This window comes from Phyllobacterium endophyticum (assembly GCF_003010935.1).
Classification (GTDB): Bacteria; Pseudomonadota; Alphaproteobacteria; order Rhizobiales; family Rhizobiaceae; genus Phyllobacterium; species Phyllobacterium endophyticum.
In genome coordinates this window covers 765,151-791,828 of the sequence record NZ_PGGN01000003.1, presented here as the reverse complement: position 1 = coordinate 791,828, position 26,678 = coordinate 765,151, and the positions used below count along the sequence as shown (strand labels likewise).

The 26,678-nt window shown below is 56.9% G+C and carries 25 protein-coding genes and 3 pseudogenes; 6 read left to right on the top strand and 22 right to left on the bottom strand.

What is annotated here, in order from left to right; all coding sequences use genetic code 11:
• Positions 1-236: 236 nt before the first annotated feature.
• Genes CU100_RS17945 through CU100_RS17935 form a run of 3 tightly spaced genes read right to left on the bottom strand, consistent with a single transcriptional unit; the run spans position 237 to position 3,356 of the window.
• Entirely contained in the window at positions 237-2,456 is a 2,220-nt protein-coding gene (locus CU100_RS17945; protein WP_106717905.1) for a xanthine dehydrogenase family protein molybdopterin-binding subunit, read from the bottom strand.
• A gap of 3 nt (positions 2,457-2,459) precedes the next feature.
• Positions 2,460-2,912, bottom strand: coding sequence for a (2Fe-2S)-binding protein (locus tag CU100_RS17940; RefSeq protein ID WP_106717904.1), 453 nt, complete (start codon positions 2,910-2,912; stop codon positions 2,460-2,462).
• Between the two features lie 12 nt (positions 2,913-2,924).
• A complete protein-coding gene (locus CU100_RS17935) occupies positions 2,925-3,356 on the bottom strand; it encodes a c-type cytochrome (RefSeq protein WP_245419098.1) in 432 nt (143 codons plus the stop codon).
• A gap of 788 nt (positions 3,357-4,144) precedes the next feature.
• Between CU100_RS17935 and CU100_RS17930 the strand changes: the two are divergent.
• Positions 4,145-4,889 (top strand): annotated as a pseudogene (locus tag CU100_RS17930) (transposase); the annotation flags it as partial.
• A 543-nt stretch (positions 4,890-5,432) separates the two neighbouring features.
• The gene (locus CU100_RS17925; protein WP_106717902.1) at positions 5,433-5,834 is read left to right on the top strand and encodes an EF-hand domain-containing protein; all 402 of its coding nucleotides are present in this window, start codon (positions 5,433-5,435) and stop codon (positions 5,832-5,834) included.
• Between the two features lie 45 nt (positions 5,835-5,879).
• On the opposite strand, the gene CU100_RS17920 is transcribed toward CU100_RS17925, so the two are convergent.
• Positions 5,880-6,062: a hypothetical protein gene (locus CU100_RS17920; RefSeq protein ID WP_106717901.1), complete on the bottom strand. Its 183-nt coding sequence runs from the start codon at positions 6,060-6,062 to the stop codon at positions 5,880-5,882.
• A gap of 429 nt (positions 6,063-6,491) precedes the next feature.
• Between CU100_RS17920 and CU100_RS17915 the strand changes: the two genes are divergently transcribed.
• Positions 6,492-7,142, top strand: coding sequence for a BON domain-containing protein (locus CU100_RS17915; protein WP_106717900.1), 651 nt, complete (start codon positions 6,492-6,494; stop codon positions 7,140-7,142).
• Positions 7,143-7,195: 53 nt separating this feature from the next.
• On the opposite strand, the gene CU100_RS17910 is transcribed toward CU100_RS17915, so the two are convergent.
• The 16 genes and pseudogenes from CU100_RS17910 to CU100_RS17835 form a co-directional block, all read right to left on the bottom strand.
• A complete protein-coding gene (locus CU100_RS17910; protein ID WP_106717899.1) occupies positions 7,196-8,782 on the bottom strand; it encodes an MBL fold metallo-hydrolase in 1,587 nt (528 codons plus the stop codon).
• Positions 8,783-8,923: 141 nt separating this feature from the next.
• Positions 8,924-9,658 (bottom strand): annotated as a pseudogene (locus CU100_RS17905) (YoaK family protein); the annotation flags it as partial.
• Between the two features lie 34 nt (positions 9,659-9,692).
• Positions 9,693-10,343 (bottom strand): helix-turn-helix domain-containing protein, encoded by a 651-nt coding sequence (locus CU100_RS17900; RefSeq protein ID WP_106717898.1) that lies wholly within the window; start codon positions 10,341-10,343, stop codon positions 9,693-9,695.
• Positions 10,344-10,424: 81 nt separating this feature from the next.
• Positions 10,425-10,790, bottom strand: a complete 366-nt coding sequence (locus tag CU100_RS17895; protein ID WP_106717897.1) for a response regulator transcription factor — start codon at positions 10,788-10,790, stop codon at positions 10,425-10,427.
• A gap of 122 nt (positions 10,791-10,912) precedes the next feature.
• Positions 10,913-11,527, bottom strand: a complete 615-nt coding sequence (gene fixJ, locus CU100_RS17890) for a response regulator FixJ (RefSeq protein ID WP_106718050.1) — start codon at positions 11,525-11,527, stop codon at positions 10,913-10,915.
• Entirely contained in the window at positions 11,523-13,040 is a 1,518-nt protein-coding gene (locus tag CU100_RS17885; protein ID WP_106717896.1) for a PAS domain-containing sensor histidine kinase, read from the bottom strand. Before CU100_RS17885 ends, fixJ begins: the two co-directional genes overlap by 5 nt.
• A gap of 232 nt (positions 13,041-13,272) precedes the next feature.
• Positions 13,273-13,656 (bottom strand): SPW repeat domain-containing protein, encoded by a 384-nt coding sequence (locus CU100_RS17880; protein ID WP_106717895.1) that lies wholly within the window; start codon positions 13,654-13,656, stop codon positions 13,273-13,275.
• A gap of 232 nt (positions 13,657-13,888) precedes the next feature.
• The gene (gene ccoS, locus CU100_RS17875) at positions 13,889-14,041 is read right to left on the bottom strand and encodes a cbb3-type cytochrome oxidase assembly protein CcoS (RefSeq protein WP_106717894.1); all 153 of its coding nucleotides are present in this window, start codon (positions 14,039-14,041) and stop codon (positions 13,889-13,891) included.
• Positions 14,038-16,311, bottom strand: coding sequence for a cation-translocating P-type ATPase (locus tag CU100_RS17870; protein WP_106717893.1), 2,274 nt, complete (start codon positions 16,309-16,311; stop codon positions 14,038-14,040). The genes ccoS and CU100_RS17870 overlap by 4 nt, the downstream gene beginning before the upstream one ends.
• Positions 16,312-16,315: 4 nt before the next feature.
• The gene (locus CU100_RS17865; RefSeq protein ID WP_106717892.1) at positions 16,316-17,104 is read right to left on the bottom strand and encodes a DUF2189 domain-containing protein; all 789 of its coding nucleotides are present in this window, start codon (positions 17,102-17,104) and stop codon (positions 16,316-16,318) included.
• A 41-nt stretch (positions 17,105-17,145) separates the two neighbouring features.
• A complete protein-coding gene (locus CU100_RS17860) occupies positions 17,146-17,334 on the bottom strand; it encodes a hypothetical protein (RefSeq protein WP_106717891.1) in 189 nt (62 codons plus the stop codon).
• Entirely contained in the window at positions 17,331-18,236 is a 906-nt protein-coding gene (ccoP, locus tag CU100_RS17855; protein WP_106717890.1) for a cytochrome-c oxidase, cbb3-type subunit III, read from the bottom strand. Before ccoP ends, CU100_RS17860 begins: the two co-directional genes overlap by 4 nt.
• Positions 18,227-18,400 (bottom strand): cbb3-type cytochrome c oxidase subunit 3, encoded by a 174-nt coding sequence (locus tag CU100_RS17850; protein ID WP_106717889.1) that lies wholly within the window; start codon positions 18,398-18,400, stop codon positions 18,227-18,229. The genes ccoP and CU100_RS17850 overlap by 10 nt, the downstream gene beginning before the upstream one ends.
• 1 nt (position 18,401) lies before the next feature.
• Entirely contained in the window at positions 18,402-19,133 is a 732-nt protein-coding gene (gene ccoO / locus CU100_RS17845) for a cytochrome-c oxidase, cbb3-type subunit II (RefSeq protein ID WP_106717888.1), read from the bottom strand.
• A gap of 3 nt (positions 19,134-19,136) precedes the next feature.
• Positions 19,137-20,792 (bottom strand): cytochrome-c oxidase, cbb3-type subunit I, encoded by a 1,656-nt coding sequence (gene ccoN, locus CU100_RS17840; protein WP_210204108.1) that lies wholly within the window; start codon positions 20,790-20,792, stop codon positions 19,137-19,139.
• 135 nt (positions 20,793-20,927) lie between these two features.
• A complete protein-coding gene (locus CU100_RS17835) occupies positions 20,928-21,509 on the bottom strand; it encodes a cation transporting ATPase C-terminal domain-containing protein (protein ID WP_245419096.1) in 582 nt (193 codons plus the stop codon).
• Positions 21,510-21,559: 50 nt separating this feature from the next.
• Here CU100_RS17835 and CU100_RS17830 point away from each other — a divergent pair.
• Positions 21,560-21,847: pseudogene (locus tag CU100_RS17830) on the top strand (N-acetyltransferase family protein); the annotation flags it as partial.
• A gap of 15 nt (positions 21,848-21,862) precedes the next feature.
• Here CU100_RS17830 and CU100_RS17825 read toward each other — a convergent pair.
• Positions 21,863-22,681 (bottom strand): universal stress protein, encoded by an 819-nt coding sequence (locus tag CU100_RS17825; protein WP_106717885.1) that lies wholly within the window; start codon positions 22,679-22,681, stop codon positions 21,863-21,865.
• Between the two features lie 45 nt (positions 22,682-22,726).
• Complete coding sequence (locus tag CU100_RS17820) at positions 22,727-23,113, bottom strand: hypothetical protein (RefSeq protein WP_106717884.1); 387 nt, start codon at positions 23,111-23,113, stop codon at positions 22,727-22,729.
• A 134-nt stretch (positions 23,114-23,247) separates the two neighbouring features.
• Here CU100_RS17820 and CU100_RS17815 point away from each other — a divergent pair, with 134 nt between their 5' ends.
• Together CU100_RS17815 and CU100_RS17810 are read left to right on the top strand one after the other, a co-directional pair.
• The gene (locus CU100_RS17815; protein WP_106717883.1) at positions 23,248-24,078 is read left to right on the top strand and encodes a universal stress protein; all 831 of its coding nucleotides are present in this window, start codon (positions 23,248-23,250) and stop codon (positions 24,076-24,078) included.
• 23 nt (positions 24,079-24,101) lie between these two features.
• Complete coding sequence (locus tag CU100_RS17810) at positions 24,102-26,663, top strand: cation-translocating P-type ATPase (RefSeq protein ID WP_245419094.1); 2,562 nt, start codon at positions 24,102-24,104, stop codon at positions 26,661-26,663.
• Positions 26,664-26,678 lie beyond the last annotated feature (15 nt).

Genomic DNA, 26,678 nt, shown 5'->3' with positions numbered 1-26,678 from the left:
TGCCGTAGTGTGGACAAGGGGCGGGTGGTCGGCGCATGGCCCACGATGCCGTAATCGAGCAGCAAGGTAATGCGCATTATAGGTCAAAGCAGCTTCAAGCGGTGGGAATGCCACCGACACAAGGTGATCATGGCCTGCAGGTAAGGCGGCGCAGAGATTAAAAAAGGGCCTCCACATGGCTGCGATGTCGCGCGGCTATGTGGGATGGGCTAATCCACCGCGTGGCCCGAAGAAGGTCAGGCTTCGAGCGCTGCCTTAACTCGGTCTGGAGTGAACGGATAGTGCCGAAGTCGCACACCCCCTGTGAGGTGCGCGACGGCGTTGGCGATTGCCGGACCCGTGGGAGGGAGGCCAGCCTGACCAATGCCGCCAAACGGACTCCCGGGCGTCGGCACCACGGCGACCTCGATCTCAGGCGCCTCGGACATGCGGATCACCCGATACGTGTCGAAATTTGACTCCTGAACCTCGCCATTGACGACGTTGATTTGCTCGAAGAGGGCATGGCCGGTACCGTTGGTGATTCCAGTCATCATCATGGCCTCGATATGGAGGGGCTGGATCGCCACGCCGGGATCGATCGCGCACCAGACCTTGTGCACTCGGATTTCGCCAGTGTCGCGGTTGAGCGAAACCTCGGCGACCTGGGCGCAATGCGAGCCGAAGGCATCGGAGTAAGCCAAGCCGAGCCCCCTACCGTCCCGGGCGCGATCCCACTCAGCCATCCGGGCAACGGTCTCGATCACTTTGCGCGCGCGCGGCTGGTCCTTGAGAAGTTCCAGCCGCAACGCGGCGGGATCGATGCCTCTGGCGGCTGCAATCTCGTCGATGACACATTCGATCGCAAACCGCGTATAGCCGACCCCCACCGCGAACCAGAATCCGATGGCGAGACCCTTGTCCTGCCGCAGGTATTCGATCTGGTGGGCCGGCACGGCGTAATTGAATTTTGCGCCTTCGGTCACGACGTCGTCGTGACCGCCTGCCTCCGCGAAGACGGGCGGCAATGTGCGTGCAAAGATCGAGTCCGCCACGATGCGATGCCGCCAGCCGACGATGTTCCCCTCGGCATCGAGTCCGACCTTAACGTGCTGTGCCTCGAGTGGCCGGAACGTGTCGTGCCGGACGTCATCTTCCCGGCTCCAGATGACCTTAACCGGCCGGCCCTCCACGGCCTTGGCCAGCGACACCGCATCGACGATGAAATCTGCCTCCGCCTTGCGCCCGAAGCCGCCGCCGAGCAGGGTTGTGTTGACCTTGACCTTGTCGGGCGCAGTGCGCACCACCTCTGCCGCGAAACCCTGTGTGCCCGTCGGACCCTGGGTCGGCGCCCAGATCTCCACCCTGTCGCCGGTGACAAGCGCCGTGGCGTTCATCGGCTCCATGGTCGCGTGGGCGACATGGTCGCTCATGTAGTCGACCTCGATTACCCTCGCGGCCCCGGCGATCGCAGCCTCAGCGTCACCATTGGTGTGCGCAGGAACACCTTGCTGGCCAAGGTCGCGGCCGACGGCGCGATACTCGTCGAGCAGTCGCTGGCTTGTATAATTTCTGACCCGTGATGTGGTGCTCCAGGTCACCTTGAGCAGATCTTTAGCACGCTTCGTAGCTTCGACCGTTTCGCCGATAATGCCGACGCCGTAGGGCAGCGGGACGATATGGGTGATGCCGGGCACGTTTCGCGCTTCGGCGTCGTCGATGATCTCAGGCCGTTCGTCCTGAACCGGCGCCCGCAGAACCGCTCCAAAGAGCATGTTCGGAAGCTGGACGTCGATACCGAAGACTGCGGTTCCATTGACCTTGGAGGGCACGTCGATGCGCCGGATTGTCCTGCTTCCGATATAGCGCCACCTGTCGCTTGGCTTTAGATCAGCCTCAGTCGCCTGCGGCATTGGATCCGGAAGCACTGCCCTGACAGCGATCTCACCGTAGTCGAGCGAGCGGCCCGAGGGTGGATGCACGACCTTATGGGGCTCCGTCTCGAGCTCCTTCACTGGCACGTTCAGCATGCCGGCCGCGCCGGCCAGAAGGACCAGGCGGGTCTGGGCGCCGGTCAGGCGGAGCAGTGCATTGTAGCCGCGCGTAGACTCGCTGCCGCCAGTGAGTTGTATGCCATAGAAACCGGGATTACCGTAGGTCTCGGCATCGGAGGGCGCCTGCACGACCCGCACACGGTTCCAATCGGCATCTAGCTCCTCGGCGACGAGGAGCGGCAGTGTCGTTGTGATGCCCTGGCCCATCTCGACCGCAGGCGCGATGATGCTGACGGTGCCGTCCGCCGCGATCGTGACCCAGGCGTTCGGACGGAAGTCACCTTGGGCGGAGGGGGCCATGTCTGCACCGTATGCAAGGCCGGGCGATCTCCCGAACGCGACTGCTATGCCTAAGCCGCCGACAGTGACGAGGAAGCTGCGGCGCGACAGTGCGCGGCTCTGAGGCTGCAAGATGTGGGTCATGGCTCAGCCCTCCTGTGCGGCGCGTTGGATCGCGCTGATGATGCGGACATAGGTCCCGCAACGACAAATGTTGCCGTCCATGTGAGCGATGATCTGCTCGCGGGTGGGGGCGGGAGTGTGTTCGAGGAGTGCTGCCGCCTGCATGATCTGGCCGGACTGACAGTAGCCGCATTGCGGCACCTGCTCGACAATCCAGGCCTTCTGCAGTGGATGGCTGGCGTCCGGCGACAGACCTTCAATGGTGGTCACTTCTCGGCCCGCAACGTCTTCCAGGAAGGTCTGGCAGGAGCGTGTCGGCTCGCCGTCGATATGGACGGTGCAGGCGCCGCATTGCGCGATACCGCAACCGAATTTAGTGCCGGTGAGCTTCAGATGCTCGCGGATAACCCAAAGGAGTGGCGTGTCGGCTTCGGCGGCGACATCAACCGCATGCCCGTTGATCGTAAAGGCTGTCATGAAAGCTTCTCCTCAGTCTGGCGATTGGCGTTCGAGGTATTCGATGATTGCGATCCGTTGTGTTGCGTCTGGGATGCTGACGGTCATCCGTGTCCCGCGTATCATTTGGCGCGGCGCGGCAAGGAACGTGTTGAGTGACTGGCGATCCCAGGTGATGCCGGAAGATCGCATCGCGTCGGAATAGTTCGCGCCCTCGACGCTTCCGGCCACCCGGCCGACGACGCCAAGGAGACGGGGGCCCATTTTGTTTTGTCCCTGCTCGATGTTGTGACAGGCGGCGCAACGTTGCAGGAACAAGCGCTGTCCATCTGCCTCCTGAGCGACGGCCGAAAACGAAAAGAACAGCCCAGCAATGACCATAAGGATAGTAAACCTAGCTTCCGCCTGTCCTTTGATGCGATCGCCTGCAGGCGCGGCTGTGGCATGGATCGTGGTGCAAATCACTTGTATCGCCTCCATTGTCAGGTGAACGATAGAGACGCCGGTGGAAACGATCTATGCTTGGAAATCCGCGATAGCCTTTCGATCGTCCGGAATTGATGCTGGAGATCACCGATAGATGCGCTTGTTGCTATAGCCGTGCTGGCGCAATTATTCCGCCTGGTGTGCGGAATGACGTCTCCCGAAATTTCTCGCCTGAGCCTTGGCCGGCTTGCCGCGATGAACGTCTTATACTGCTCCCCTCAGCGCGCCCGCTAAGCGGGTTTAGGCAGCGCAGGCGTCGTCGTCAGCCAGTAGCTGCCCTCGCGGTGATTGCTAAAGAGATAATGTCGGCATACCGCCTCAGCCTGCCGCTACACAGGAAAACTGCGACCGGGCACCTGTCGGCAGATGAGGAAAAGTTTAGAGTTATGTAAAGCCAGATAGAGGATACGTTCCGCACGATGTGTGCTGCAAGACAGCACGATGCGGTTGGCCGTTCTCGACAATGGCAGCTTTTAGGTAATCGCCAAACAGACCCTAATGACCGAAATGGGGCGCGAAGCCGTCGTCGTTTGGCATGCCCCTCCATTACCGTTTTGCCGAAAGGACCGCATAGCGGAAAGTGCAACCTTGGGAAGTGAGCGACTCCGTAGCCCATATCTTGTCGAGGCGTTATCATAGGCGAATTGGTGTAAGGTGGGCTTGGACATGCATTGTAGACAATAAAGCCACAATCCAAATTGCTCGAAATTCGCGTGCTATCGGCATTTTCAAAGGAAGGTTTATCGGTGGGAATCGATTTTGTACAAAAGCGAGCTTTCGTAGACCGGTTGCTCAAGTTTGCTTTACCCTACACGCGCCGAACAGCACGGATGGATGAGATTGTCGGCTTGATTGGCCACAGCATAGGCGGTCGCCCGGGTGAGTGCTTGATGCATCGGCTCGGTATGCCGGTCAGCGACGACACGATCTTGCGACAATTGAAGCGCGAGGCTCTGGCCTGCAGACAAGCCGACAATATCCGAGTTGTGGGCATTGATGATTGGAGCTGGCGGCACGCCACGCGTTACGGCACTATCATGGTCGATCTCGAGCGACGATCGGTTGTCGATGTTCTGGACGACCGCAGCGTTGAGAGCGCAAAAGCATGGTTGCAAGAACGCCCTGCTATCGAGGTCATCAGCCGATGATCGCTGCGGCCTGTATGCTCAGGCCGCCAGAGAGGGTGCTCCGCAGGCTCGGCAGGTGGCTGATCGGTTTCATCTGGTCCAAAATCTTAGCGCAGCGATCAAAGAACAAATGAGCTTTTACGGCCACGCTCATGTTAGGCCGATTTTGTCAGAAGATGCTATTGTTAGCACCACGGCACAGCGCCGCCGCGCCCGCATGGCGGACAGGCAGTCCCGTCAAGACATCATCGAGATGCTTCACGCACTGCGCCAGCAGGGTCTCTCTTATAGTGAGATTTCGAGGCGAACCGGATATCAACGCCGCAGTATCGCGAATTGGCTTACTTCCAATGCACCCCGGGACAGGCACACTCCCACTTTGGACGGAAGACTTGAGGCTGGTCCTGGCGTTTCGGCCCGTCTCCGTATTGACCTGGACACTGCAATTGCCTTGAAAAACTTTCTTCATACCCAGATCGAAATGCAAAAAGCTCCAAAAGAAATGCCAAGCTAGAATCTTATCTGCGGACTCCAACGTCGCACCAGACCCGGCATCTCTTGTTTGTTCATAATCTGAGTTGATGGATGATCGCACGGTTCGCGGAGCAGTTTTGGTGTGGAAGCAAGGGCTCTGGCGGGCTGGCGACTCCTATCCTCAGCCGCATCGGTTTGCGCCAGATCAATGATCATCGATCCTAGATATGGCTTGTTGAGTTAGTTTAGATGGCACAGCCTTGCCTCCGCGGCTGCTCGCTTCTTCAATCAATTCACCGCCATTGATCTAAAGCAAATCGACACATGGTTTTTAGCCTATGGTGGTATGAAACCTATGGCGGCACTGCCGCCGCCGTGAGATCGCGATATACAAGGGCAATGAGAGCCAGTGACGTCGAACGGATCTCAGGAAGCTGGAGCAAGGAGAGGAATTATGACGTTCAATACGTTGCCACGCACGGTCTTGCTAGCCGCCGTCGTTGCGGCCGGCGTATTAAATGCGGCCACTGCGCAAACGGCTGATCCACATCATACCGATACGACCTCACAGGCGGCCCCCTCGCCCGGGTCCGATGATATGGGCAGTCAAGGCCAGAACGAACAGCCAGCTCAGCCCGGAATGATGGGCCGCAATATGATGCAGTCCGGCATGCCGATGATGGGTAAGCGCGGCCATATGATGAAGATCATGTTCGCTGTCGCTGACGTTGATGGCGACGGTGCACTTTCCTTTGAAGAAGTGACGACCATCCATAAGCGAATCTTCGACAAAGTGGACGCCGATAAGGATGGCAAAGTGACGCCCGAGGAAGTCCAGGCGTTCATGCGGCCGTAGGCATTGAGTGGTTCGGCCGATTGACAATTAAAGGCCTGGTCTCGCCTACGGCGCGTCGACGCTGTGGAGCACCTCTATCAACCTGTCAGCGAAATTCTCGCGCAGGTCGAGGTTACCGACGATCGGTGCTGACATTGCGGGAGTTATCAGGGAGATCACCGCGAAAAGGCCGTTAGTCTCGGCCGGAAAGACTGCGCGGTGAGCTTGCGCCAGAAATTCTGTCCCCATGTTTTTTTGAGGGAAGTCAGAACGCAGCAACCAACTCCAGCGCGCGCTGGGCGAACGTGGGCGTTCGAGCCGCGATAAGGAAGTTGTGCACGCTCTTGCGTCGGCGCGCTCGCGTTGACAACCGCCTATTCTGTTGCAGCAGATCAGAGAGAAGACACCACCCCCCACGCAAGTGCAGACTGCTGCAGGCAAAATCCATGTATGGGCTTGGCATTGTCTGGATATGCAAAATATCGGCGGGTTCTCCGACATCCATTGAAGCAAACAATCTGCCGCTTTGAAATGAGGATGCCATGGCCATCACACTCGATTTTGTTCAAGCGCGAATGCCCTGCGAGTACATGCTTTGACCTCGGTCAATGCACCTAGGTGCGAAGCGATACATGTTCTTGAACAATTGGCTTCGGTCGCAGGAAAAGGAAAGCATTCATGAACGACATGGTTTTGCGACAAAACATTCTCGACGAACTCGAATTCGAACCGAGCCTCAACGCTGTAAACATCGGCGTCTCTGTCGAAAATGGAGTCGTCACATTGACCGGCCATGTGCCGACCTACATGGAAAAGAACACCGCCGCCGACGTCGTGTGCCGCGTCAAGGGGGTTCGTGGGATTGCGCAGGATATGGAGGTGCGTCCTGTCGGTAGTCATCGTACAGCTGATGATGAGATCGCCAAGCGTGCCTTGAATATTCTCAGCTGGAGCGCCGCTATTCCCGATGGTGCCGTTCAGGTTCAGGTCGATAAGGGATGGGTGGTACTCACTGGCACGGTCGAATGGAACTATCAGAAGATCGCCGCCACGGACGCCGTGCGAGCGCTGGCGGGTGTGTTCGACGTTGCCAACAATATTCAGGTCAAACCGCATGTGTCGTCATTCGACGTGAAGAAGCGGATTGAGGATGCGTTGAAGAGAAGTTCCCGGATTGAGCCATCCGACATTCGAGTAACGGTCGACGATTCTGGCAAGGTAGTTCTCGAAGGGCACGTGAAGGTTTGGGCGGAGCGAAGCACCGCGGCGGGGGCAGCATGGTCGGCACCGGGCGTGAAAGCGGTTGAGAATTTGCTCACCATTGCCTGATTATCCGAGGTCCGGCAGCCACAAGGGCCGCCGGCTACAATTCTTCACTTTCCTCAAACGGGTTCCAGCGCCTTCCTAAGGCGACGAATTACACTTGCTCTTCCCCGCTCGTCCGCCTGGTTGCCAACCGCCTGGTTGATGTCCAGCAACAAGCGCGAAAGTTCGTTGTGCCAGTCGAGATGCGCTACGTCCGTCGACGGCAAACGGCGTGGACGGCCGGTTTCGACACGACGGGCTCCGTCCTTGGTCAATTCAAATGCTTCATCCAGAATGGGAGCTGTAATTCCTGTCGGTGAGAGCGTCGAAAGACGCGTTTTCATGGCGTTGAGCCCGCTTTCTTCACCATGCGTGAGAAAAATCGCATGCGTTATTGGAAAGCGTTTGTGCACCCAGCTTTGGAGTTCCGGCGCGTCCGCATGGCCCGAATAGAGGTCGAGCTGACGAATTTGTGCCTTGACCTCTATCTCCTCGCCTTGAATTCTTACACGACTGGCTCGGTCAAGCAGTATCCGTCCTAACGTGCCCTGGGCCTGGAAGCCGACAAGCAGCAACGTAGCTTCCCTACGCCACAGGTTGGCCTTGAGGTGATGGCGGATGCGCCCCGCATCACACATGCCACTTGCCGCTATGACGACGAAATTGCCGCTTATCTTATTGATTGCCCTGCTCTGTTCCACTGTCTGCGTGAAATGAACATTGGCAGCAGAAAGGGCCTCAAGGAGAACTTCGCCGTTGTCGATCTCCGCCGCATGGCGCCCAAAAATTTCGGACGCCCGCGTCGCCAAGGGCGAGTCGACGAAAATCGACGTCGTCGGAACGCTTCCGTCTTTCATCAACAAGAACAAGTCCACAAGCAATTCCTGGGTGCGTTCCACCGCGAAGGAAGGGATGATGAGCGGCCCCCCGGCCTCGGCTGCACGCCGCACCTCGTCGTGCAAACATTGTCGGCGTTGCTTCTCTGAAACATCACCGCGATCCCGATCGCCATAGGTGGATTCGCATATAAGGTAATCCAGCTCGACGGGCCCCTCTGGTTCGAAATGCAGGAGCTTGTGGTGCGGCCCGATGTCTCCGGAAAAAAGAAGACGGAGTGAACGGCTTTCACCTCTTTCGATTTCGATCTCGACAGAAGCGGATCCCAAAAGATGGCCGGCGTTCCAGAAGCGAGCTTTGATGCCATCGGCCACCAGAACCCATTGCAAATATTGTTCAGGTCGAAACAACAGCATGCAGGCTGCCGCATCTTCCCGCGTGTAGATTGGAGCAACCATTTCCCTACCGCGCCTTGCGTTGCGGCGGTTAAGCTGCTCGACTTCCATTTCCTGAATATGCGCAGAATCCGGCAACATCACTGAACATAGATCGACCGTCGCCACCGTTGCCAAAAAATGTCTTGCGAAGCCCTGCTTGACGAGCTTCGGCAACAGGCCGCTGTGGTCTATGTGAGCATGTGTAAGAACGACGGCGTCTATTGCCGTAGGGTCAAAAGGGAATGGCTCATAGTTGAGCGCGCGCTCAGATTTCGAACCTTGAAACATCCCGCAGTCGATCAGAATGCGCGTCCCTTCTGTTTTAATTTCAAAACAGGAGCCTGTCACTCCGTGCGCCGCTCCATGGAAGTGCAGTCTGGGATCTAGCATTGCGTTAGCTTCCATCTGGGTTGGGCGAGCAATCGAGGCCTGAATTGGTCAGACTTTCTATCCAATAATCCTGAAGCGTATTGATCCGGGTCAAACCGATGGACACGACATTCACCGCGCCAAGGTCTTACTCAGCGTTGTTTTCACATCGTCGAAGAACGGCACGGCCGCAGCGACTAGGAGGACGAGGGCTAGAAATATCGTTGCACCAAAGCCGGCAAATCTGAACCCCACTGCGCCAACGATGCCCCCGGCAAAGAACAGGAACACCAGCGATGAATGAACCTTCAGTTTCGCGCGGTCCGCGCGAACCATGGGTCCGGCAGTGTCGGAGCGCGCTATATTCCAATAAAAAAGCTTCCCCAGTTCAATTCCCATATCTGTCGTCATCCCCGTAACGTGGGTCGTCCGAATTCGAGCGTTGGAAAGCTTGGTGATCACGGCGTTTTGCAGGCCCATTATAAAGCATAGGAGCATCACGGTCGCGGGAACAAACAGCCATTCGTGCTGGGACAGGTTGCTGCCCATTAGGCCAAAGCAAAGCAGCAGGGCAGCCTCGATCATGATCGGAAAGGCGTATTCGCTTTGCAGCGACTGTCGCCGGCCCCAATTGACGAGGATAGCCGAAACGGCCGCGCCTGTGACAAACGAGGCAAACGCGGCCAATCCGGAAAGTGCAAATTTGACATCGCCCAAAGCGAAGCTGTCGGCCATTGCCGACACGATGCCCGACATGTGCGAGGTGTACTGTTGTACTGCCAGAAAACCTCCGGCATTCGCCGCACCCGCGACAAAAGTCAAAATGTAGGCCAAGTGGCGGTCGGCAGGGTCGCTTCTCACCCGTCCCGTCAGCCGCCGTAGATAATTTCTCATGATTTGGCCGCGAGCTTTAAGGATGAATGATTTGGGGTTACTCACTCATTGCCTGTAAGGCGTTCCACTTTTTGATCTCGGCACTTCGCAGCGTTGGAAGGGCGATGATCCCATTGTCTTTCAACTTTGAAAATGCCCGGGAAACAGTTTCGATGGTGAGACCAAGATAGTCGCCTATGTCCATGCGTGACATAGGAAGCTCGACCTGTTCCAATCCACCCTGACGTTCCGCCAGATCGAGGAGGAAAGCAGCCACGCGCTCGACGGCCGTCTGACGGCCGAGAACGAGCAAATGCTCCTGTGCACGCGTAAGACTTCGCAATGTCAATGAGAACAGTTCCTGGGAGATGTCGCCGAACTTCGAGCGCGGAAATAACCGGAGGCTTGTGCCCGTTATCGCTTCCGCAAAGAAATGGTGATTTGCATCGTCTTCAAGACCGAAGACTTCGCCGGATAGACAAAATGCGCTGATCTGTCTGCGACCGTCGGCGAGTAACCGATAGACACGCACAGCACCAAATTCGACCTGGTAGATGTTGCCCGCTTTTTCGCCTTGGGCGTAAATCTCGCAGCCTGGATCAAAGAACGAAATTTGTTGCAGATGAGCGGGGCCGAACGGCAATGGAACGATAGGGTGATCAATGCCATTTGATCTGAGCTGCGTTGGCATTGTGGTGTAGGCTAGCATGACGATCTCCCATTCAAGCTTATGGGACAACACTGGCTGATATCATCATGCTCCGAAATTCGTTTATGTACCTACGCGTTTCTACGTAGGTTGACCTGTGCCGGCAGATTGGTCGGTCAATCTAATGGCTGTGATTAACGCGTTGCCCAAGATGGGCTTTCGAAGCACCCTGACGCCAAGTATATCAGGCATGGATCGAGAGCGGTCCACGAGCAGCAATACGGCCTTGTGGAATCGGCGGACCGCCGCCATCGCTAACGGGTCGTTCAAAAGTGCTTCTTCGTCTACGACGACGCAACTGCCCGCGGCTGTGCCCGGTGATGCAAGGGCGGCGTTCACGTCGTCGAACGAGAGAACCGCAAAGCCTTCAACCTCGAGCGCAAACTCAAGCGACCGTCGCAACCCATAGTCCGGAGCAATAACGAGCACTTGGAATGGATTCGACAACGGGCATTCCCTCTTAACATGACCCAACGATCGTGGGCGGCAAATGGCCCTAATACCTTGACTGTGTTTTCGACAGTGCGCATTGCGCTAGGTCAAATCAGCGGATTGACCGCATTGAATAGTCAGTCGATGTCGAGCTTCGCATTGAGCGCCATTCGCACAAGTTCCGGCAAGCTCCTCGCTTTCATTTTTGCCATTACGTTGGCCCGATGGACTTCAACCGTACGTGGACTGATATTCAGATCATAGGCGATGGTTTTGTTGGCAAAACCTGCCACCACGCCTGAAAGGACTTGCTTTTCGCGGTCGGTCAACTCCTCCAACCGCGCCTGAATGGCCGAAGAGTCATCCAGTTCATAGGCGGTGTCCGTTAATTGTGCCGCCGCCCGCTTTACCGCTTCAATCAAGACTTCGTCTTCAAATGGCTTTTCTATGAAGTCCAAAGCCCCGGCCTTCATGGCTTCCACAGCCATCGGCACGTCTCCATGCCCCGTTATAACGATAGAGGGAATATGAAGGTCGGCAGATTTCAAGTTGCGCAACAATTCCACGCCGCTCATGTCTGGCATTCGCAAATCTGTAACCAGGCAGCCATTGCGGATTGTCGGTGCGCTCGCAAGGAATCCTGTTGCCGACTCGTGCACGCGAACGGTGAAGCCGGACATGGTCAGCAAGAACGCGAGAGACTTTCTGACGGCCTCTTCATCGTCCACAACGTGGACAGTGTAGTCGTCAATCGCCATTCGGGTGCCTATCCTCAATTGCCGGAAGCGTGAAGCGGAATGTGGTACCCCCGCTCTCGTTCTTCTTTACCGTTATGCTGCCACCATGTGACTCGACAATTCGCTTGGAAATCGACAAACCGACCCCCATGCCACCAGGTTTGGTGGTCATGAAGGGCTTGAACAGCTGGGCAGCGATTTCATCGGGAATGCCGGGTCCAGTATCGGCAACCTCGACCACGACCCACCCATTCTCGTCCAAACTCGTTTGCACAAGCAGGTCACGTTTTTCACTGTCCCGCATCGCTTCCATCGCATTGCGCATCAGGTTGATCAAGACCTGTTGGATTTGCACGCCGTCGACCATGACGAACTTGGCGTCGGGGCCAAACTCGAACACGGACCTGACACCGCGTTCACGCGACCCCACGAGTGCCAGAGCACCAGCTTCCTCGACCAGTTTGCGAATGTCTTCCTGCGCCTTGTCGGTTTCGCCGCGTGTCACGAATTCCCTTAGATGCCTGATAATTTGGCCCGCACGCAGGGCTTGCCTCGATGTTTCTTCCAAAGCCTCGCGCATTTTCGACGCGAGGGCATCATCCATGTCGCGCAACAGTCGTGTGCACCCTTGGGCATAGTTGGCTATGGCAGACAGCGGCTGGTTGAGTTCATGGGCCAGCGTCGAAGCCATTTCCCCCAGTTCGTTAAGTCGCGCCAGCCGCGCCAGCTCGCCCTGAATTTCATGCAGCCGCGCGGCGGATTCTTCGCGCTCCGTTAGGTCCCGAACAAATCCGGTGAAGAAGACCTTGTCTCCGGTCTTTATCTCTCCAACTGCAAGTTTCATCGGAAAGGTCGAACCATCCTTGCGTTTGCCGACGACGACGCGATCAATGCCTATGATGCGCTTTTCGCCAGTTTTCAAATACCTGCTTATGTAACCGTCGTGCTCCCGCTGGTAGGGCTCCGGCATCAAGATGCGGACATTCCGGCCGACAACCTCGGCTTCGGTGTAACCGAACTGCCGAACGGCGGCCGCGTTGAATGACGTGATTGTGCCATCCTTTTCAATGACAACCGTCGCATCGAACACTGTGTCCAGGATCGACCGGAGATGCGCTTCCCGGGCGTCAAGGTCGCTCACCGTCTTGTCGGTGACCCGCCGCGCATGGTGAAGCAGTCCCCCCATCCAGGCAATCACCAAACCAATGACAATCAGAATGGCAAACTCGACCACGTTTTCCGGGTGGTCGAATTGCGTGCCGCCCAGAAAAAGTGAGAAGATCAACGAAAGGCACACCGCTGCCAGCCCCGGTCCAATTCCTCCTGCGATCGATGCCACAAGGATCGAAGGGATGAACAGAATGAATATAGCGCGGTCTTCGAGCAGATCCTGCAGCGCCAATCGGAGTAGCAAAGCGGCTAGGACTGCTGCAGCGGCCAGGACATAACCTTTCACCCCCTCAAAACGGGAGGAGAGGGCGGCTTGGAGGAACCGTCCCCGAAAGCCTGGTATGTCACGTGCGGGCATGGCTGTTTCGCGGTTCCAGATGGAGTTCGTGTTCAAAATTGCCTGCCAACACACAGCAATAAAAATTTAAAGGTTTCAATCACAAACATTGCCTGTCAGTTGGGCAGTGCCCGTTTATCGAGAATACTTCGTGTGCAATTTGCGCGGACCTTTTTGTGACGTCGCGACTTCTGTTTCAGTCCGGGTGCTGCAAAGGCTTCGCCGAGGAAGAGGCTTTCTTGGCAGAACCGAGTTACCGCCGATATCGAGCCCGCCTTCGAGTTGTACCAAACGGTTCGTGTTCATCGGAAATCACCGAAAGAGCCAGCGCGGCAATGGCGATGCCGGCTGTGCAAGCGTTAACTCGGGCGGAGAACACTCCTGCGAATTCGAGAAGCCACGGAGAGGCCGAGAGCCAGATTCCGACCATGATCTGAGCCCACTTTTGCCACAAGCGATCATTGATCACCGTGAGGACGCTGACCGCGAAGACGGCGGTACCACTTGATATGAAATTCCACGAGATCCAGGAAACTTTGCCGGGGGAGGGCAAGTCGTAACCAAGGCCAAAAGGCGAGATAATCAGCCACAAACCAATGATGGCTAAGCAGCAATCTTGCCAGCGGAATCTGCTCATTTGATATTCTCCTACGCCAATGTTTTGCGATTGCACTAGCGCGGTTGAAATCCATCACATTGCGGTAGATCAAATTCGAACCGGGTTCCCACTCATAGGAAATATCGGCGGATCAGTTTCGCCACTGCCTGGCTTCCTTACCACTCAAGTCATATGAGCCTTGACCGCCGGATTTGGACTGCTAGGCCCACAGGCAGGTTTGCCACAATGTACTTACCGCGATCTCAGGTCGCTATTGGGAAGGCATATCGTCGTCATATAAAATACGCTCCGATGCACCGTCCATGTCTTCGTACTGACCATTCTTCAGGGACCAAAGAAACAGAACCAGTCCTGCCAGACCGAGCGCGAGAGAAATGGGGATCAAGTAAAAGAAGTCGCTCATTTCGCCAGACGCCCCAACCGTAACTTGAAGCTCGGTTGCTTTGTCTTTCCCTGCATCGGCTCACCTTTGAGCCTGAGCGCGTTGGCCACAACCACGATCGATGACAGGGACATAGCGATTGCCGCGACAAAGGGGGTTGCGTGACCGAGGATTGCGACAGGAAGCGCCACGACATTGTAGCCGATGGCAATAATGAAATTCTGTCCGATCAGTTTCCCGGCATCCCGTGATACCCGGTAGGCAAGGAACACCGTCTCGAGGCTCTCCTGAAGAAAGACGAAGTCGGCATTGTTACGACCAACGTCGGCGGCGGTTGCCGGGGCCATGGACACGTGCGCTGCCACTAACGCGGGGGCGTCGTTCAGGCCGTCACCGACCATCAGGACCTTCCGGCCCTGCCTTGTGAGCATTCTTATGCGCTCAAGCTTCCCGCCCGGCAGGATGCCTGGCGTGTAATTCGGAATGCCGAGCTGATCGGCAATTTCACGCACCGCGGGTTCGCTGTCGCCGGATACTATCTCCATAGCAATTCCGGCCTTGCGCAATTTCTTGATTAGGCAATGCGCGCCCGGCCGGATCCTGTCGGAGAAAATGAACGACGCGAGCTTCCGCCCATCGCAAGAAAATACCGTCTCGGCCGGAATTTGCCCCCCATCGTCCCTAAGGGCGAATGACGCTCGCCCGAGCCGATAGACCTTGCCTTGGGAAATGCCTTCCAATCCGAGGCCGGGAAATTCCTGTACTTGGTCAAAGTGCAACGCGGAATGTCCCGCTGCGTGTGGTGCGGCCAAGTGAATTGCCTGTGCGCTTGGATGGCGTGAATGGGAAGCAAGCTCGACAGCCATGGAGAGGGCCCTGGGATCAATCTCGTCGATATTCGTGACCTGCATTTGCCCCAGCGTCAGCGTTCCCGTCTTGTCGAAGACGACGGTGTCGATCTCATTGAGGCGTTCCAGAGCCGATCCGTCTTTGACCATGACCCTGCTTTCGAAGAGCCGGCGTGCGGCCATCACCTGGACCATCGGCACCGCAAGACCGAGCGCGCAAGGGCAGGTGATGATCAAGACAGCAATGGCGACTGTCGCGGCCTGATGCATATCGCCTTGGAAAATCATCCAACCCGCGAAGCTGAGGAGCGACGTCAAATGAACCGCCGGCGCGTAAAGACGAGAGGCGCGGTCGGCAAGACGCCGGTAAACCGACTTGCCGGATTCGGCGGCTTCCATCAGGCGTATCATGTCGGCGAGAAACGAATCATCGGCAACAGCTGTGGCGACAACCACCAGCGACCCGGTGATGTTCAATGTTCCGGCCTGCAGGGCTGCACCCGATTCGACCTGGCGTGGGGTGCTTTCGCCAGTTACGAGCGAGAAGTCTATGTCTGAGATACCGCGCTCAACCTCGCAATCGACAGGAACGCGTTCGCCGGCTGTAATCAACAGACGCGTCCCCTGTCTGATCTCTTTCAACGGAAGATACGCATATTCGCCGTCCGTGTTGATCGTCATCGCACCCCGGGGCGATAGTTGTGCGAGTCCTTTCACCGCGGTCCGTGTCCGCTCGCGCATCACGTAATCCAGCGTACGCCCGATCAGCAGGAAGAACACCAATGACGTTGCCGCATCGAAATAGGCGTGTTCATAGCCGTGATAGGTGTCGTAGAGGCTGAGCGCGAATGCCGCGGCAATCCCGATGGAGATCGGAACGTCCATATTCGTTTGTCCGTGCCGGAGCGCGCGCCAGGCCGATTGATAAAACACTCGTCCGGAATAGAGAAGCGCTGGCAGGGCTATGCTGGCACATATCCAATGAAGGATGTTTCGGGTGGACCCTTCCGCACCAGCCCAGACGGAGACCGACAAGGACATGATGTTCATGGAGGCAAATGCAGCAACCGCCAGGGCCCTGAGCATCCTTGGAAGTTCGCCGTCAGGCTTGGCGGCTTCGGTGGGATCGAACAGATGTCCATCATAGCCAAGCTGCTTGAGCGCGCCGATCGCATCGGGAGGAGTCCCCCGGTCCGACCAGCGTATCGTCAAACGTTTGTTCGACAGATTGACCCGCACGTTCTGCACGCCGTCCAGCTTTGCCAGTCCCCGCTCGATTTTGTTAATGCAGCCGCCGCAGTGGATCGACGGGACGGAGATCTCAGTCTGCAGGATGCCTTCGCCGATACTTCGGCTTACCAGTCTGAATTCTTCCACAAACGGGTCTGACGGGCGGAAGGCATCGGCCGAGATAGTTGTGGATGCGGGCGTACAGCAGGTCATATCGTTAATCCAGATCCCGCATCGTCATGTAGGCATGCCAGGTGGCATGACCGAGCAATGGGAAAATAACGACGAAGCCGATCATTCCCGAAAGCAAGGCGATCACGGTAAGACTGAGCACGATTGCTCCCCACAACAACATCACCGGAAGATTGTTCCAGACGATCGACATGCTCGTTCCCATGGCAGTAAACGCGTCGAATTTCTTGTCCAGCACCATTGGGATGGAGAAAACGCTGATGGCGAAGGCGAATGCCGCGAAAATACCGCCGATGACCATGCCGACCGTCAGCATCGCCACACCAACCGGCGTACCGAAAAGCATGGGTAGGATTTGATCCATGCCCGGGAACGGTTTCCAACCAAAGAACAGAGCATACAGAAGCACAGCAGCACGCATCCACAGCAGCATCAAACCCACCAGGACGGCCCCGACGAACAGAACGTGCTGACTGGTGCCGTGCTCAGGAACAAGCATTGAGGCCAGTGTGACGGACGACCCCTTGGACAGGCGCTGGCTCTTGACATAAAGGCCTGTCGCAAGTGCAGGACCAACCACCAGGAAGCCCGCAAGCGCCGGAAAGAGCGCAAAGTCCAGTCTGTAGACGAGAATTCCGGCGGCGATTGCAAGCGAGATCAAGGCTACGCCAGCGCCATAAACAAGGCTGGGAAACGGGACCGTCCACAGGTCGTGCCAGCCTTGACCAAACCAGGTGAAAGCCACGCTCGGTGAAAGATGTCTGTTGCGATCCACGGCCTTTGGAAGAGGCGGAACAGTTTCGGGAATTTTCATAAGAAGCCTCTCCCTGTGGCGCTTGACTGTGCGGATTTTACTCAACATGCTGAATTCGCCGCGCGGTACGTGCCGTTTTGCCGGCTCTTGACCTTCAGGTGGTCGACGCAGTCGGGGCGCGACTGAAACGCAACGTAAACCAGATGAATGTTCGCCAGGATGACCACACTCAATCCCAAAGCAACGACGAGAAATATCCAGCGCTTTGGCCGTGCGATGATGATGTTCATGTCGCGCCTCCCGTCGTGGTCTCGGCTCGTTTCTTCCTTAGATCGAGCAGATAAAGCGTGATGATCTTGATCTGCGCCGGCGTCAGGCGTGCACCCCAGCTCGGCATGTGGCCCTGACGACCGGAAAAGATGGTCTGATAGATATCGCCGCGGTTTCCGCCGTAAATCCAGTATTGGTCGGTAAGATTGGGAGCACCACTCTCGACCAGGCCTTTGGCGTCTTTGCCATGACAGGCGACGCAATTGGTGACGAAGAGGTCTTTTCCCTTCGCAATATCTTCCTTGTTTTTGTCGGTGACCATGGCGGGGTCGGACAGCGACGTCACAAAGCCAGCCAGCAGCGAAACCTGTTCCTGCGTCAACATCCCGTCGCGGCCAAAGGCAAGCATTTGCGAAACCCGTGTGTTGGGATCGGCACCATTGATGCCGGCTGTCACAGTCTGCAACACTGTTTGGGGATCGTCGCCCCACAGCATTGGCGAGTCTGCTATGTTCGGGAAACCCTTGTTGCCCCTTGCGTTCGCCCCATGGCAGGCTGCGCAGTTGTCGCCGAACAGCGTGCGCCCGTCCTCGCGGACAGTGCGCATCAAATCAGTGTCGGACTGGATCTGTGCGAGATCTTCCTTTTCGATCCGGGTCATCCAGTTCGCGCGTTCTGCGGTGGCCTCTTTGATCGATCTGGCAACAGCCTGCTTCTGATCCACTCCGAGCAGCCCTTTGAAATACCCGGTCCCATAGGGCCAACTCGGCATCAGAAGGGTCCAGCCCAAAGCGAAGACGCCCATGGTGATGAGAAAAAAGTACACAGGTCTCGGAACTGGTGTGTTCAGTTCCTTGATGCCATTCCATTCATGCCCGGTCGTTTGATGGCCAGTGAATGGATCACGTTCGCCTACAGACATGGCCTATCCTCTTCGTCGGATACCACCGCTTTCGCGGCATGTTCAAAAGGCTTCCTATTTGACGGCCAGTAGGTGTAGACCAACACACCGATCGACATGGCGATCAGATAGAACAGTCCGAATGATTTGGAAAAACCCGTCAGCATTTCATGATCGATCGTCATGTCACTCCACCTCGTTTTGCGGCGTGGTATGGGCCGCGTCTGTCAGGTGTCCGAGCACCTGAAGATAGGCCACCAGCGCATCCATTTCGGTGACGGAGCCCTGATTGCCGTCAAACAGGCTCACATCCGTCTTCTCGCCATATCGCTCGAGAACGCCAGTGGCCAAATCCGTGTCCGGATTGGCCTGGCCGACCGCGTCCTTCGGCGCATTGGCGATCATGTCATCGGTGTAAGGCACGCCCACCGCCCGCAATGCTGCCAGATGCTCGCCAAGGTCACCCGTCTCCAACTGGTTGCGCAGCAGCCAGCGATAGGCAGGCATGTTGGACTCCGGAACCACGTCACGCGGGTTGTTGAGGTGAGCAGTCATCCAGTCGTCGGAATATTTCCCCCCGACGCGGGCCAGATCCGGTCCCGTTCGCTTCGAGCCCCACAGCATGGGATGATCATATTTCGACTCAACCGCCAGTGAATACGGCCCGTATCTCTCCACCTCGTCGCGCAACGTGCGGATCATCTGGGAGTGGCATGCATAACAACCCTCCCGGATATAGATGTTGCGGCCGGCGACCTCGAGCGGCGTGTAGACGCGCATGTCAGGCGCTTTTTCGACGGTCTCGTCGATCGTGAACAGCGGGGCGATTTCGATGAAGCCGCCAATGCTGGCGACAACAATGATGGCAAGGACAAAGCCGATCGCATTGCGCTCAAGCCGATAATGAAAATTGAACATGTCTTATTCTCCGGCCAGGGCGACTGGTGCCGCGGGCTGCAGGCCCAAAGGAATGTCGGAAGCAGAATCGGACGAGACAGGTACGGGCAACCGGATCGTCATGACAATGTTGTAGAGAGCGATCACCGCACCTGACAGGAACAGCAGGCCACCGAATGCGCGCGCGATGTAGTAGGGCTGCATGGCGACCAGTGAGTCGACAAAGGAATAGCTCAACGTGCCGCTGTCGTTGTAGGTCCGCCACATGAGACCCTGGATCACGCCGGAGTTCCACATTGCGAAGACGTAGACAATCGTCCCGGACAGTGCGAGCCAGAAGTGCCATTCTACCAGCTTGGCGGAATAGAGTGCCGGGCGCTTCCATAACCAAGGCGTCAGTGCGTAGAGCGAGCCGTATGTGATCATGGCGACCCAACCGAGCGCGCCGGCATGAACGTGGCCGATCGTCCAATCTGTATAGTGGGATAGTGAATTGACAGCGCGAATTGCCATGAAAGAGCCTTCGAAGGTGGCAAGGCCGTAGAAGATTGCTGCCAGCATCATGAAACGAAGGACGGCATCGTCACGCACCTTGTGCCAGGCTCCGTTGAGCGTCAGCAGCGCATTTCCGGCGGAGGCCCAGGACGGTACGAGCAGGACCACTGAGAACGCCATGCCAAGGCTCTGAACCCAGTGGGGCAGGGCCGTGTAATGGAGGTGGTGCGAACCCGCCCACATATACATGAAGGTGATGCCCCAGAAGCTGATGATCGACGTTCTGTAGGAATAGATCGGACGGCCCGCACGCTTGGGTAGGTAGTAGTACATCATCCCGAGAAAACCCGCCGTCAGGAAAAAGGCGACGGCGTTGTGGCCGTACCACCACTGCGTCATCGCATCCTGCACGCCGGAGAACAGTGAATAGCTTTTGGCGTGTCCGAAGGAGATGGGGACGGCGAGGTTGTTGATGATGTGCAGAAGAGCGACGACCAGGATGAAGGCCATGTAATACCAATTGGCCACGTAGATATGCGGTTCCTTGCGGCGCAGAAGGGTTCGAAGGTAGATTGAGAAATACACGACCCAGACCACGACCAGCCAGATGTCCGCATACCATTCCGGCTCGGCATACTCCTTCGACTGGGTTATGCCCATGAGATAGCCGCTCGCAGCCAGCACGCAGAACAGGTTATAGCCCAATAGCACGAACCATGGACTGAACTGATCCGGCAGGCGCGCGCGGGTTGTCCTTTGAAGAACATGAAATGACGTAGCGATGAGGGCGTTGCCGCCGAAACCGAAAATCACGCCACTGGTGTGGATCGGGCGCAGACGGCCGAAGCTTGCCCACGCGGCGTCGATGGTAAGTTCCGGCCAGGCCAGAAGGGCCGCGACCCATACGCCGACGAGCATGCCGATGACCCCCCAGATCAAGGTCAGGATGATACCGACCTTGCTGGGGTCGTCGTAATATTCGGAGAGCCGCGTTGCCGAAGGCTCGGGCGCGTCGTAGGAACGCAGCAGCGCCACGGCACCAGCTATTGCGCTGACTGCGATGACCCAACCGTGCGTCCCGATAAGATCATCGCGGCCAGCAGCGGCCATCGCCACGCCAACACAAACAAGGATGAGGAACGTAAACGCTGCAAGAACACGCTCATTGCCAGTCAATTGTGAAATCACTTCGATCGCCCCGCGTTAATGAAAGCCGTCGCATCGATTGGTTTGGCTGTGATCAGTCCAATCCGCGTCCGTTTTGTGTAGAATCCGTTGAGAGCAACCTAACGTGCCGCCACATCTCTTCTTTGATCCATGTCAAAGATGCCCGGACTTATTGTTGTCGGCCACCGGGGCCTTACGCGCAGGAAACGGGTGCGACAGTCTGTTTCGGGGGTCTGTGCTCAAATGATGTGTACTCTTGCCGTGTCTCGTGCCGGCGTGGGTGCCAGAGAAGAACCAATGCTTGGTGGCTTCGGATGCGATGAGATACATGATGGTAATGGCAAAGAGGCCGGCCATTATCGGCAGCGGCAATGGCACAAATCCGAACCAAGCTGCGTACGGTAATATAGGCGTCGCGACAGCCACCAGGAAAGTTCCGGCCGTCAGCCAGACGAGGAGGGCACTCGGCCGACTTTGCCAAAAGGCCTTTCTGGTGCGAACGACGAGAACGATCGCCAGCTCTGTGATAAGGGACTCGATTAACCAGGCAGTCTGGAACGTCTCGGCCGTTGCATGGGCAACAAAAATTAGAAAGCCAAATGTCATAAAATCAAAGAAGCTGCTGACGATGCCAAAGGTCAGCATGAAGCGCCGGACAAAGGCAATGTCCCAATGTCTTGGCATCCTGGTCTGATCCTCATCGACATTGTCAGTCGAGATCGCTAGGGACGGCAAGTCCGATAGGAAATTGTTTAGGAGTATTTGTTTGGCAAGCAAACAAACCAAGTGGGGAACTGGCCGGGATAGCTCGACTCAACTCCGATCCGGATCACGAAATCGCAGAATACGCAGTCCTTGTCAGAACCGACTTGCAGGGGCAGGGCCTTGGTTGGGAATTGCTCCGTCAATTGATCAATTTTGCAAGAGCGGACGGGGTGAAACAGATTGAAGGGCTCATACTCAGCGAGAACAAGAAGATGCTGACATTGTGCCGAGAATTTGGATTTTCAATTTCACACCATCCATCAGATCAAAGTCTCATGCTGGCAACGCTCAATCTGCAGCGAGCCTGATGACACGGTCGACGTTCAGCTCGACAGGAATCGACTGAAACTCTCTTCTGCGAGGAGGGAACGCGTGACGCCGCCAAAAACCAATTCCCGTACCCTGCTGTGGCCGTACGCGCCTGAGACGACCAGTTCCGCGCCCATCTGCCTGGCGAAACGAAGAAGGCTTTCACTCTCGTGTCTGTCCTTGATGATCTCGCTTCGCGCGGTCACGCCATGACGGCGAAGGAATTGGCAAACGTCGTCGATGCTCTCCTGAGTGAGAATGTCCGCGCCCCGGTCGACCGTCACGACCACCACCTCGCTGGCTTGGCACAACAACGGAAGGGCATCGACCACAGCGCGGCGCGCTTCGCGGGTGTCCTTCCATGCAATCAGGGCGGTATTGGTAAAAATGCGCCTCGCGCCCTTTGCCGCAACGAGGACGGGCCGACCAGCTTGCAGCACGAGATTGCCCAAATTGATGAAGCGCTCGGGATGACCGAGGGTAAAATCGTCTTCACACCCCGTGACAATCAGATCGGTCACCCTCGACATTTCAATAATGAGCCGAGTTGGATTGGCGACACCATCGCGCCATTCGCGCGAGACGTTGGTTCCTGCATGACTCTCAAATTCACGACGCAAATTTTTCATCCGTAGCTCGATTTCTTCGCGTTCGTGAGCCATGTCGCCGTCGGTCACCACACCTTCGGGCCATGCCATCGGAGCTGATGGAACCGCAGCTGCAAAGCCAATCAGGTGGGAGTTGAATCGAGCAGCGAGATTGATCGCGTAGTCCATGAGCGGCGCAACCGGACCGTCGATGTTGAGATTGGCGAGTATGGTTCTGTAGGACATCGCTGTCACCTTTCAAAAATACTGGTTCTTGCAGCGCCGGATGACCTATGGCTTTTCCACCAAGGTGATCCGGTAGGGACGCATGGCCTCGCCGTTGCCGATGGAGATGTATTCGCCCTGGGCGAAGCGTTCGTCGCTCAGATAAAAGGCAAGTTCGTCGTCGGACCAGCCTTGCGCGTAGTCGAAATACCATTGACCGCCTGGTTTCCTTCGCAGCCTGCCAATCAAGTCCTCGCCCTTGCGGCGAAAGCGGCGAACGCGGCACAGGCTCTGGTTTTCTTTCCATTCTACGGCGTCAAGCTGTCCGTACCCGTCAAGAGGCACCAGCAAATCATAGCCTTCGTGGGAATCGCCCTCGGGATGACCTTTCCCGCGTGCCAACACCAGCCGCACATGGCGGAATTTGGAAGTCAGATCTGTCAATTTGATCATCGTAAATCTCCTTGTTGGTGTGGAATCTATCGAACAAATTTTCGGCGCGCTTTGATCCAGCGCAAGGAGCCCTGCAATGCTCCGGCCTACGCTCAAGGCTTGGACATATGGTTCATCAAACAAGGATAGCTGCCATGTCGTGCAGGAGCGTGTTTAGTGTCATCGGGATCGATCAGTGTGACCGCGACATTTTGAATGCCATCCACCTCTGCAAGGAGCAGGACGCGCATCTGAGTGTCCTCATCGTGTCGCTTGCACCTACTCCGATCGGTGGTTATGGGGTTGTGGTTTCCGGAGCATGGTTGCTGGAGCGCGAGGCAGATATCGCCGCGATGAAGAAGCGCGAAAAGCAAATCATATCGCTTGTCCAGCATGCTGGACTCAGGGCTGACGTCGACAGTTACTATTGCGAAGGGGAATGGGCGGAGGAGATCATCGGGCAGCGTGCGCGATTTTCGGACGTCACCATTGTCGGTCCAGATCTTCTGCACCAGCCCGCGCTAAAATCGCCTGCATTAAGCGGAGCTCTGTTCCATTCCGGAAGGCCGATCTTGGTAGTGCCGACAGGCGCGCGTGCCACCTTGCATCCGCACAACGTCATGCTCGCCTGGGACGGGCGGATCGAGGCTGTGCGTGCGGCGCGTGAAGCCGTCAATGTCATGGCAGCGTCCGTCGATGTCCACGTCGCGATAGTCGATGGCGATTCAGACGGCGTGTCCGATGGCAGTCCACGAGCAAACATTGCCGCCTACCTGGCCAGACATGGCATAAAGGTGAAGATTGATCGGTTGCGCACATGCGGCATGTCAGTCGCAGACCTTTTGAAACAGCATGCGAGCGAAATCTCCGCCGACATGATCGTCATGGGGGCATACGGACACTCGCGCCTGCGCGAGCGGCTCTTTGGCGGCGTAACCAGGACCATGATCGAAACATCGCCAATCCCCGTTTTCATGATGCGCTGACAGTTTCTTACCAAGGTGACGAGATGAATATGCCGCAACCCATTGCCCGCTCAGCCATATCTTCGAGCCTAATGCATGCGGGGCTGACCAGTGCCGAGGCGAAGCATCAACTTGAAAAATATGGCCCCAACACCATCCGGGAAGACGCCAGCAGGTCGGTATTCGCTATCGCGAGAGAAATTTTGACCGAACCGATGTTGTTGCTCCTCGTTGTGGCGGCAGCGCTTTATCTCTTGATTGGCGATCTTGCGGAAGGTCTCCTACTGGCTGGTTTTGCTATTCTCACCATCGGGCTCATCTTGTATCAGCAGCAGCGAAGCGAAAACGCGCTTGCCGCGCTGCGGATGCTGGGCGCACCCACGGCGCGGGTCTTGCGCGACGGCAAGGAGTGCACCATTGGAGCGAACGAAGTCGTGGCAGGAGACCTGATGCTGCTCGATGAAGGGGAACGCGTTCCAGCCGACGGGATGTTGATAAGCAACTCAGGGTTGGTTGTCGATGAATCACTCTTGACGGGAGAGAGTGTTCCCGTCCGCAAGCGTGCAGGCGATGGCGGTCAGTTGGCCGTGCCTGGAGGCGACGACCAGCCATTCGTCTATTCCGGAACCCTTGTCGTCAAGGGCCATGGAGCGGCGATTGTGTTGGATACCGGACCCCGAACCCGTGCGGGAAGGATCGGCGTCTCGTTGGCTTCAATCGTCGTGGAAAGGACCCGACTCCAGATCTCGGTGAACCGTATCGTTCGGCTTTTCGCAGGACTGGCCGCGATCGTGTGCTGCGCCTTGGTCGTCTTCTACGGTGTCTATCGCGAGGACTGGCTGCAGGGCGTACTCTCAGGCATCGCGCTTGCCATGGGCATGCTGCCGGAAGAATTCCCGGTCGTTTTGACAATTTTCCTGGCCATCGGCGCATGGCGGCTGGCACGTATCAAGGTATTGGCCCGCCGGCCGGCTGTCATCGAAACTCTTGGAGCCGCCACCGTTCTTTGCGTGGACAAGACCGGGACGCTCACTGAAAACCGCATGCGTGTCCGGCACCTCGACACCTTGACCGACCAACTCGAAGTTGAGCCAGACTTACGTGACGTACCGTACGCCTTCCGACCGCTCGTAAATGCCGCATGGCTCGCGACTCGGCACGCATCCATCGATCCGATGGATCGGGCGGTAGCGGGACTGGCGTCTCGGGCCGGAGAGTACCGATCGACGGAATGGCCGATGGTTCGCGAATACGGCCTGAGGCCGGAACTCCTGGCAATGTCTGTCGTCTGGAAGGATGACATGGGCAACTTTGCCATTGCTTGTAAGGGTGCACCGGAGGCCATCGTCGACCTGTGCCACCTTACCGGTGAAAAGGCAGCTGCGATTATGGAACATGTTCAGGCCATGGCCGAAAAAGGCTTGCGTGTCCTCGGCGTTGGCATCGGGACGGCCGCGCGCGGTGAACTGCCTGAATCACAGCACGATTTCGATTTCACCTTTGCCGGGCTGGTCGGCTTCGAGGATCCTTTGCGGACAACTGTGCCAGCCGCGGTGAGTGAAGCATTCCGCGCGGGAATCTCGGTCAAAATGATCACAGGTGATTATCCAGCGACGGCATTGGCGATCGCTTTTGCTGCCGGCATAGACACTAAAGATGGCGCTGTCACTGGCGACGAACTCGAACATGCGGACGATGCAGAGATGAAGCGGCTGGTTTCCTGCGCGAATGTCTTTGCCCGCATCATGCCCGAACAAAAGCTACGAATTGTCGAAGCTCTCAAACGCCAGGGTGAGATCGTTGCCATGACTGGCGATGGCGTTAACGATGCGCCAGCGCTCAAGGCGGCACATATCGGCATTGCAATGGGAAAACGTGGCACAGACGTCGCCCGCGAAGCGGCAGGGATAGTGCTGCTCGACGAAGATTTTGGAAGCATCGTCAGCGCAGTCAAGATGGGAAGGCGCATCTTCGACAATCTGCGGAAGGTGATGATCTATATTTCCGCGATCCATGTCCCGATCGCTGGGTTGGCGCTTGTACCGCTGCTTGCAGGCATGCCGCCGCTTTTCTTTCCGGCGCATGTTGTGGTGATCGAGATGATCATCGACCCGATGTGCTCGATTGTTTTTGAACGCACGCCGGCCGAGCGAGATATTATGATGCGCCCGCCGCGGTCGGTTGAAGATCCGCTTGCAGGCATTCCTCAGGTTATCTTTGGCCTTCTGCAAGGCAGCGTGCTCCTCATCGTGAGCCTTGCGCTTTATCATGGACTGTTGTTGCAGGAAGCATCGGTCGAAACGGCCCGAACTGCCGCTTTCATTGCCGTAACGGCCGGGAACTTGTCGCTAGCCTTGGTAAACAGCAGCCGCGAGGCGGTCATTGTGCACATGTTTGAACGCGGTCGAATGACATTCTGGATCGCCGCGGCGATCGCAGCGTCGGTTGTTTCAATTTGCATTGTCCAACCCAATCTGGCCGAACTATTCGGATTTACCCGGCCCGAAATCGGACAGGCCGCGCTCGCTGCAGGTGCCGGAGTGGTTGCGGTGTTGCCGTTCGACATGGTGAAGTTTCTATCTGGTGTCCGACGAATTATCGGCTAGGCGGAAGATTGGCTG

Coding starts and splice junctions, on each gene's coding strand:
- CU100_RS17945 (WP_106717905.1), bottom strand. CDS start 2,456: ATGACCCACATCTTGCAGCCTCAGAGCCGCGCACTGTCGCGCCGCAGC.
- CU100_RS17940 (WP_106717904.1), bottom strand. CDS start 2,912: ATGACAGCCTTTACGATCAACGGGCATGCGGTTGATGTCGCCGCCGAA.
- CU100_RS17925 (WP_106717902.1), top strand. CDS start 5,433: ATGACGTTCAATACGTTGCCACGCACGGTCTTGCTAGCCGCCGTCGTT.
- CU100_RS17920 (WP_106717901.1), bottom strand. CDS start 6,062: ATGGGGACAGAATTTCTGGCGCAAGCTCACCGCGCAGTCTTTCCGGCC.
- CU100_RS17915 (WP_106717900.1), top strand. CDS start 6,492: ATGAACGACATGGTTTTGCGACAAAACATTCTCGACGAACTCGAATTC.
- CU100_RS17910 (WP_106717899.1), bottom strand. CDS start 8,782: ATGCTAGATCCCAGACTGCACTTCCATGGAGCGGCGCACGGAGTGACA.
- CU100_RS17900 (WP_106717898.1), bottom strand. CDS start 10,343: ATGCTAGCCTACACCACAATGCCAACGCAGCTCAGATCAAATGGCATT.
- CU100_RS17885 (WP_106717896.1), bottom strand. CDS start 13,040: ATGCCCGCACGTGACATACCAGGCTTTCGGGGACGGTTCCTCCAAGCC.
- CU100_RS17880 (WP_106717895.1), bottom strand. CDS start 13,656: ATGAGCAGATTCCGCTGGCAAGATTGCTGCTTAGCCATCATTGGTTTG.
- ccoS (WP_106717894.1), bottom strand. CDS start 14,041: ATGAGCGACTTCTTTTACTTGATCCCCATTTCTCTCGCGCTCGGTCTG.
- CU100_RS17870 (WP_106717893.1), bottom strand. CDS start 16,311: ATGACCTGCTGTACGCCCGCATCCACAACTATCTCGGCCGATGCCTTC.
- CU100_RS17865 (WP_106717892.1), bottom strand. CDS start 17,104: ATGAAAATTCCCGAAACTGTTCCGCCTCTTCCAAAGGCCGTGGATCGC.
- CU100_RS17860 (WP_106717891.1), bottom strand. CDS start 17,334: ATGAACATCATCATCGCACGGCCAAAGCGCTGGATATTTCTCGTCGTT.
- ccoP (WP_106717890.1), bottom strand. CDS start 18,236: ATGTCTGTAGGCGAACGTGATCCATTCACTGGCCATCAAACGACCGGG.
- CU100_RS17850 (WP_106717889.1), bottom strand. CDS start 18,400: ATGACGATCGATCATGAAATGCTGACGGGTTTTTCCAAATCATTCGGA.
- ccoO (WP_106717888.1), bottom strand. CDS start 19,133: ATGTTCAATTTTCATTATCGGCTTGAGCGCAATGCGATCGGCTTTGTC.
- CU100_RS17825 (WP_106717885.1), bottom strand. CDS start 22,681: ATGTCCTACAGAACCATACTCGCCAATCTCAACATCGACGGTCCGGTT.
- CU100_RS17820 (WP_106717884.1), bottom strand. CDS start 23,113: ATGATCAAATTGACAGATCTGACTTCCAAATTCCGCCATGTGCGGCTG.
- CU100_RS17815 (WP_106717883.1), top strand. CDS start 23,248: ATGTCGTGCAGGAGCGTGTTTAGTGTCATCGGGATCGATCAGTGTGAC.
- CU100_RS17810 (WP_245419094.1), top strand. CDS start 24,102: ATGAATATGCCGCAACCCATTGCCCGCTCAGCCATATCTTCGAGCCTA.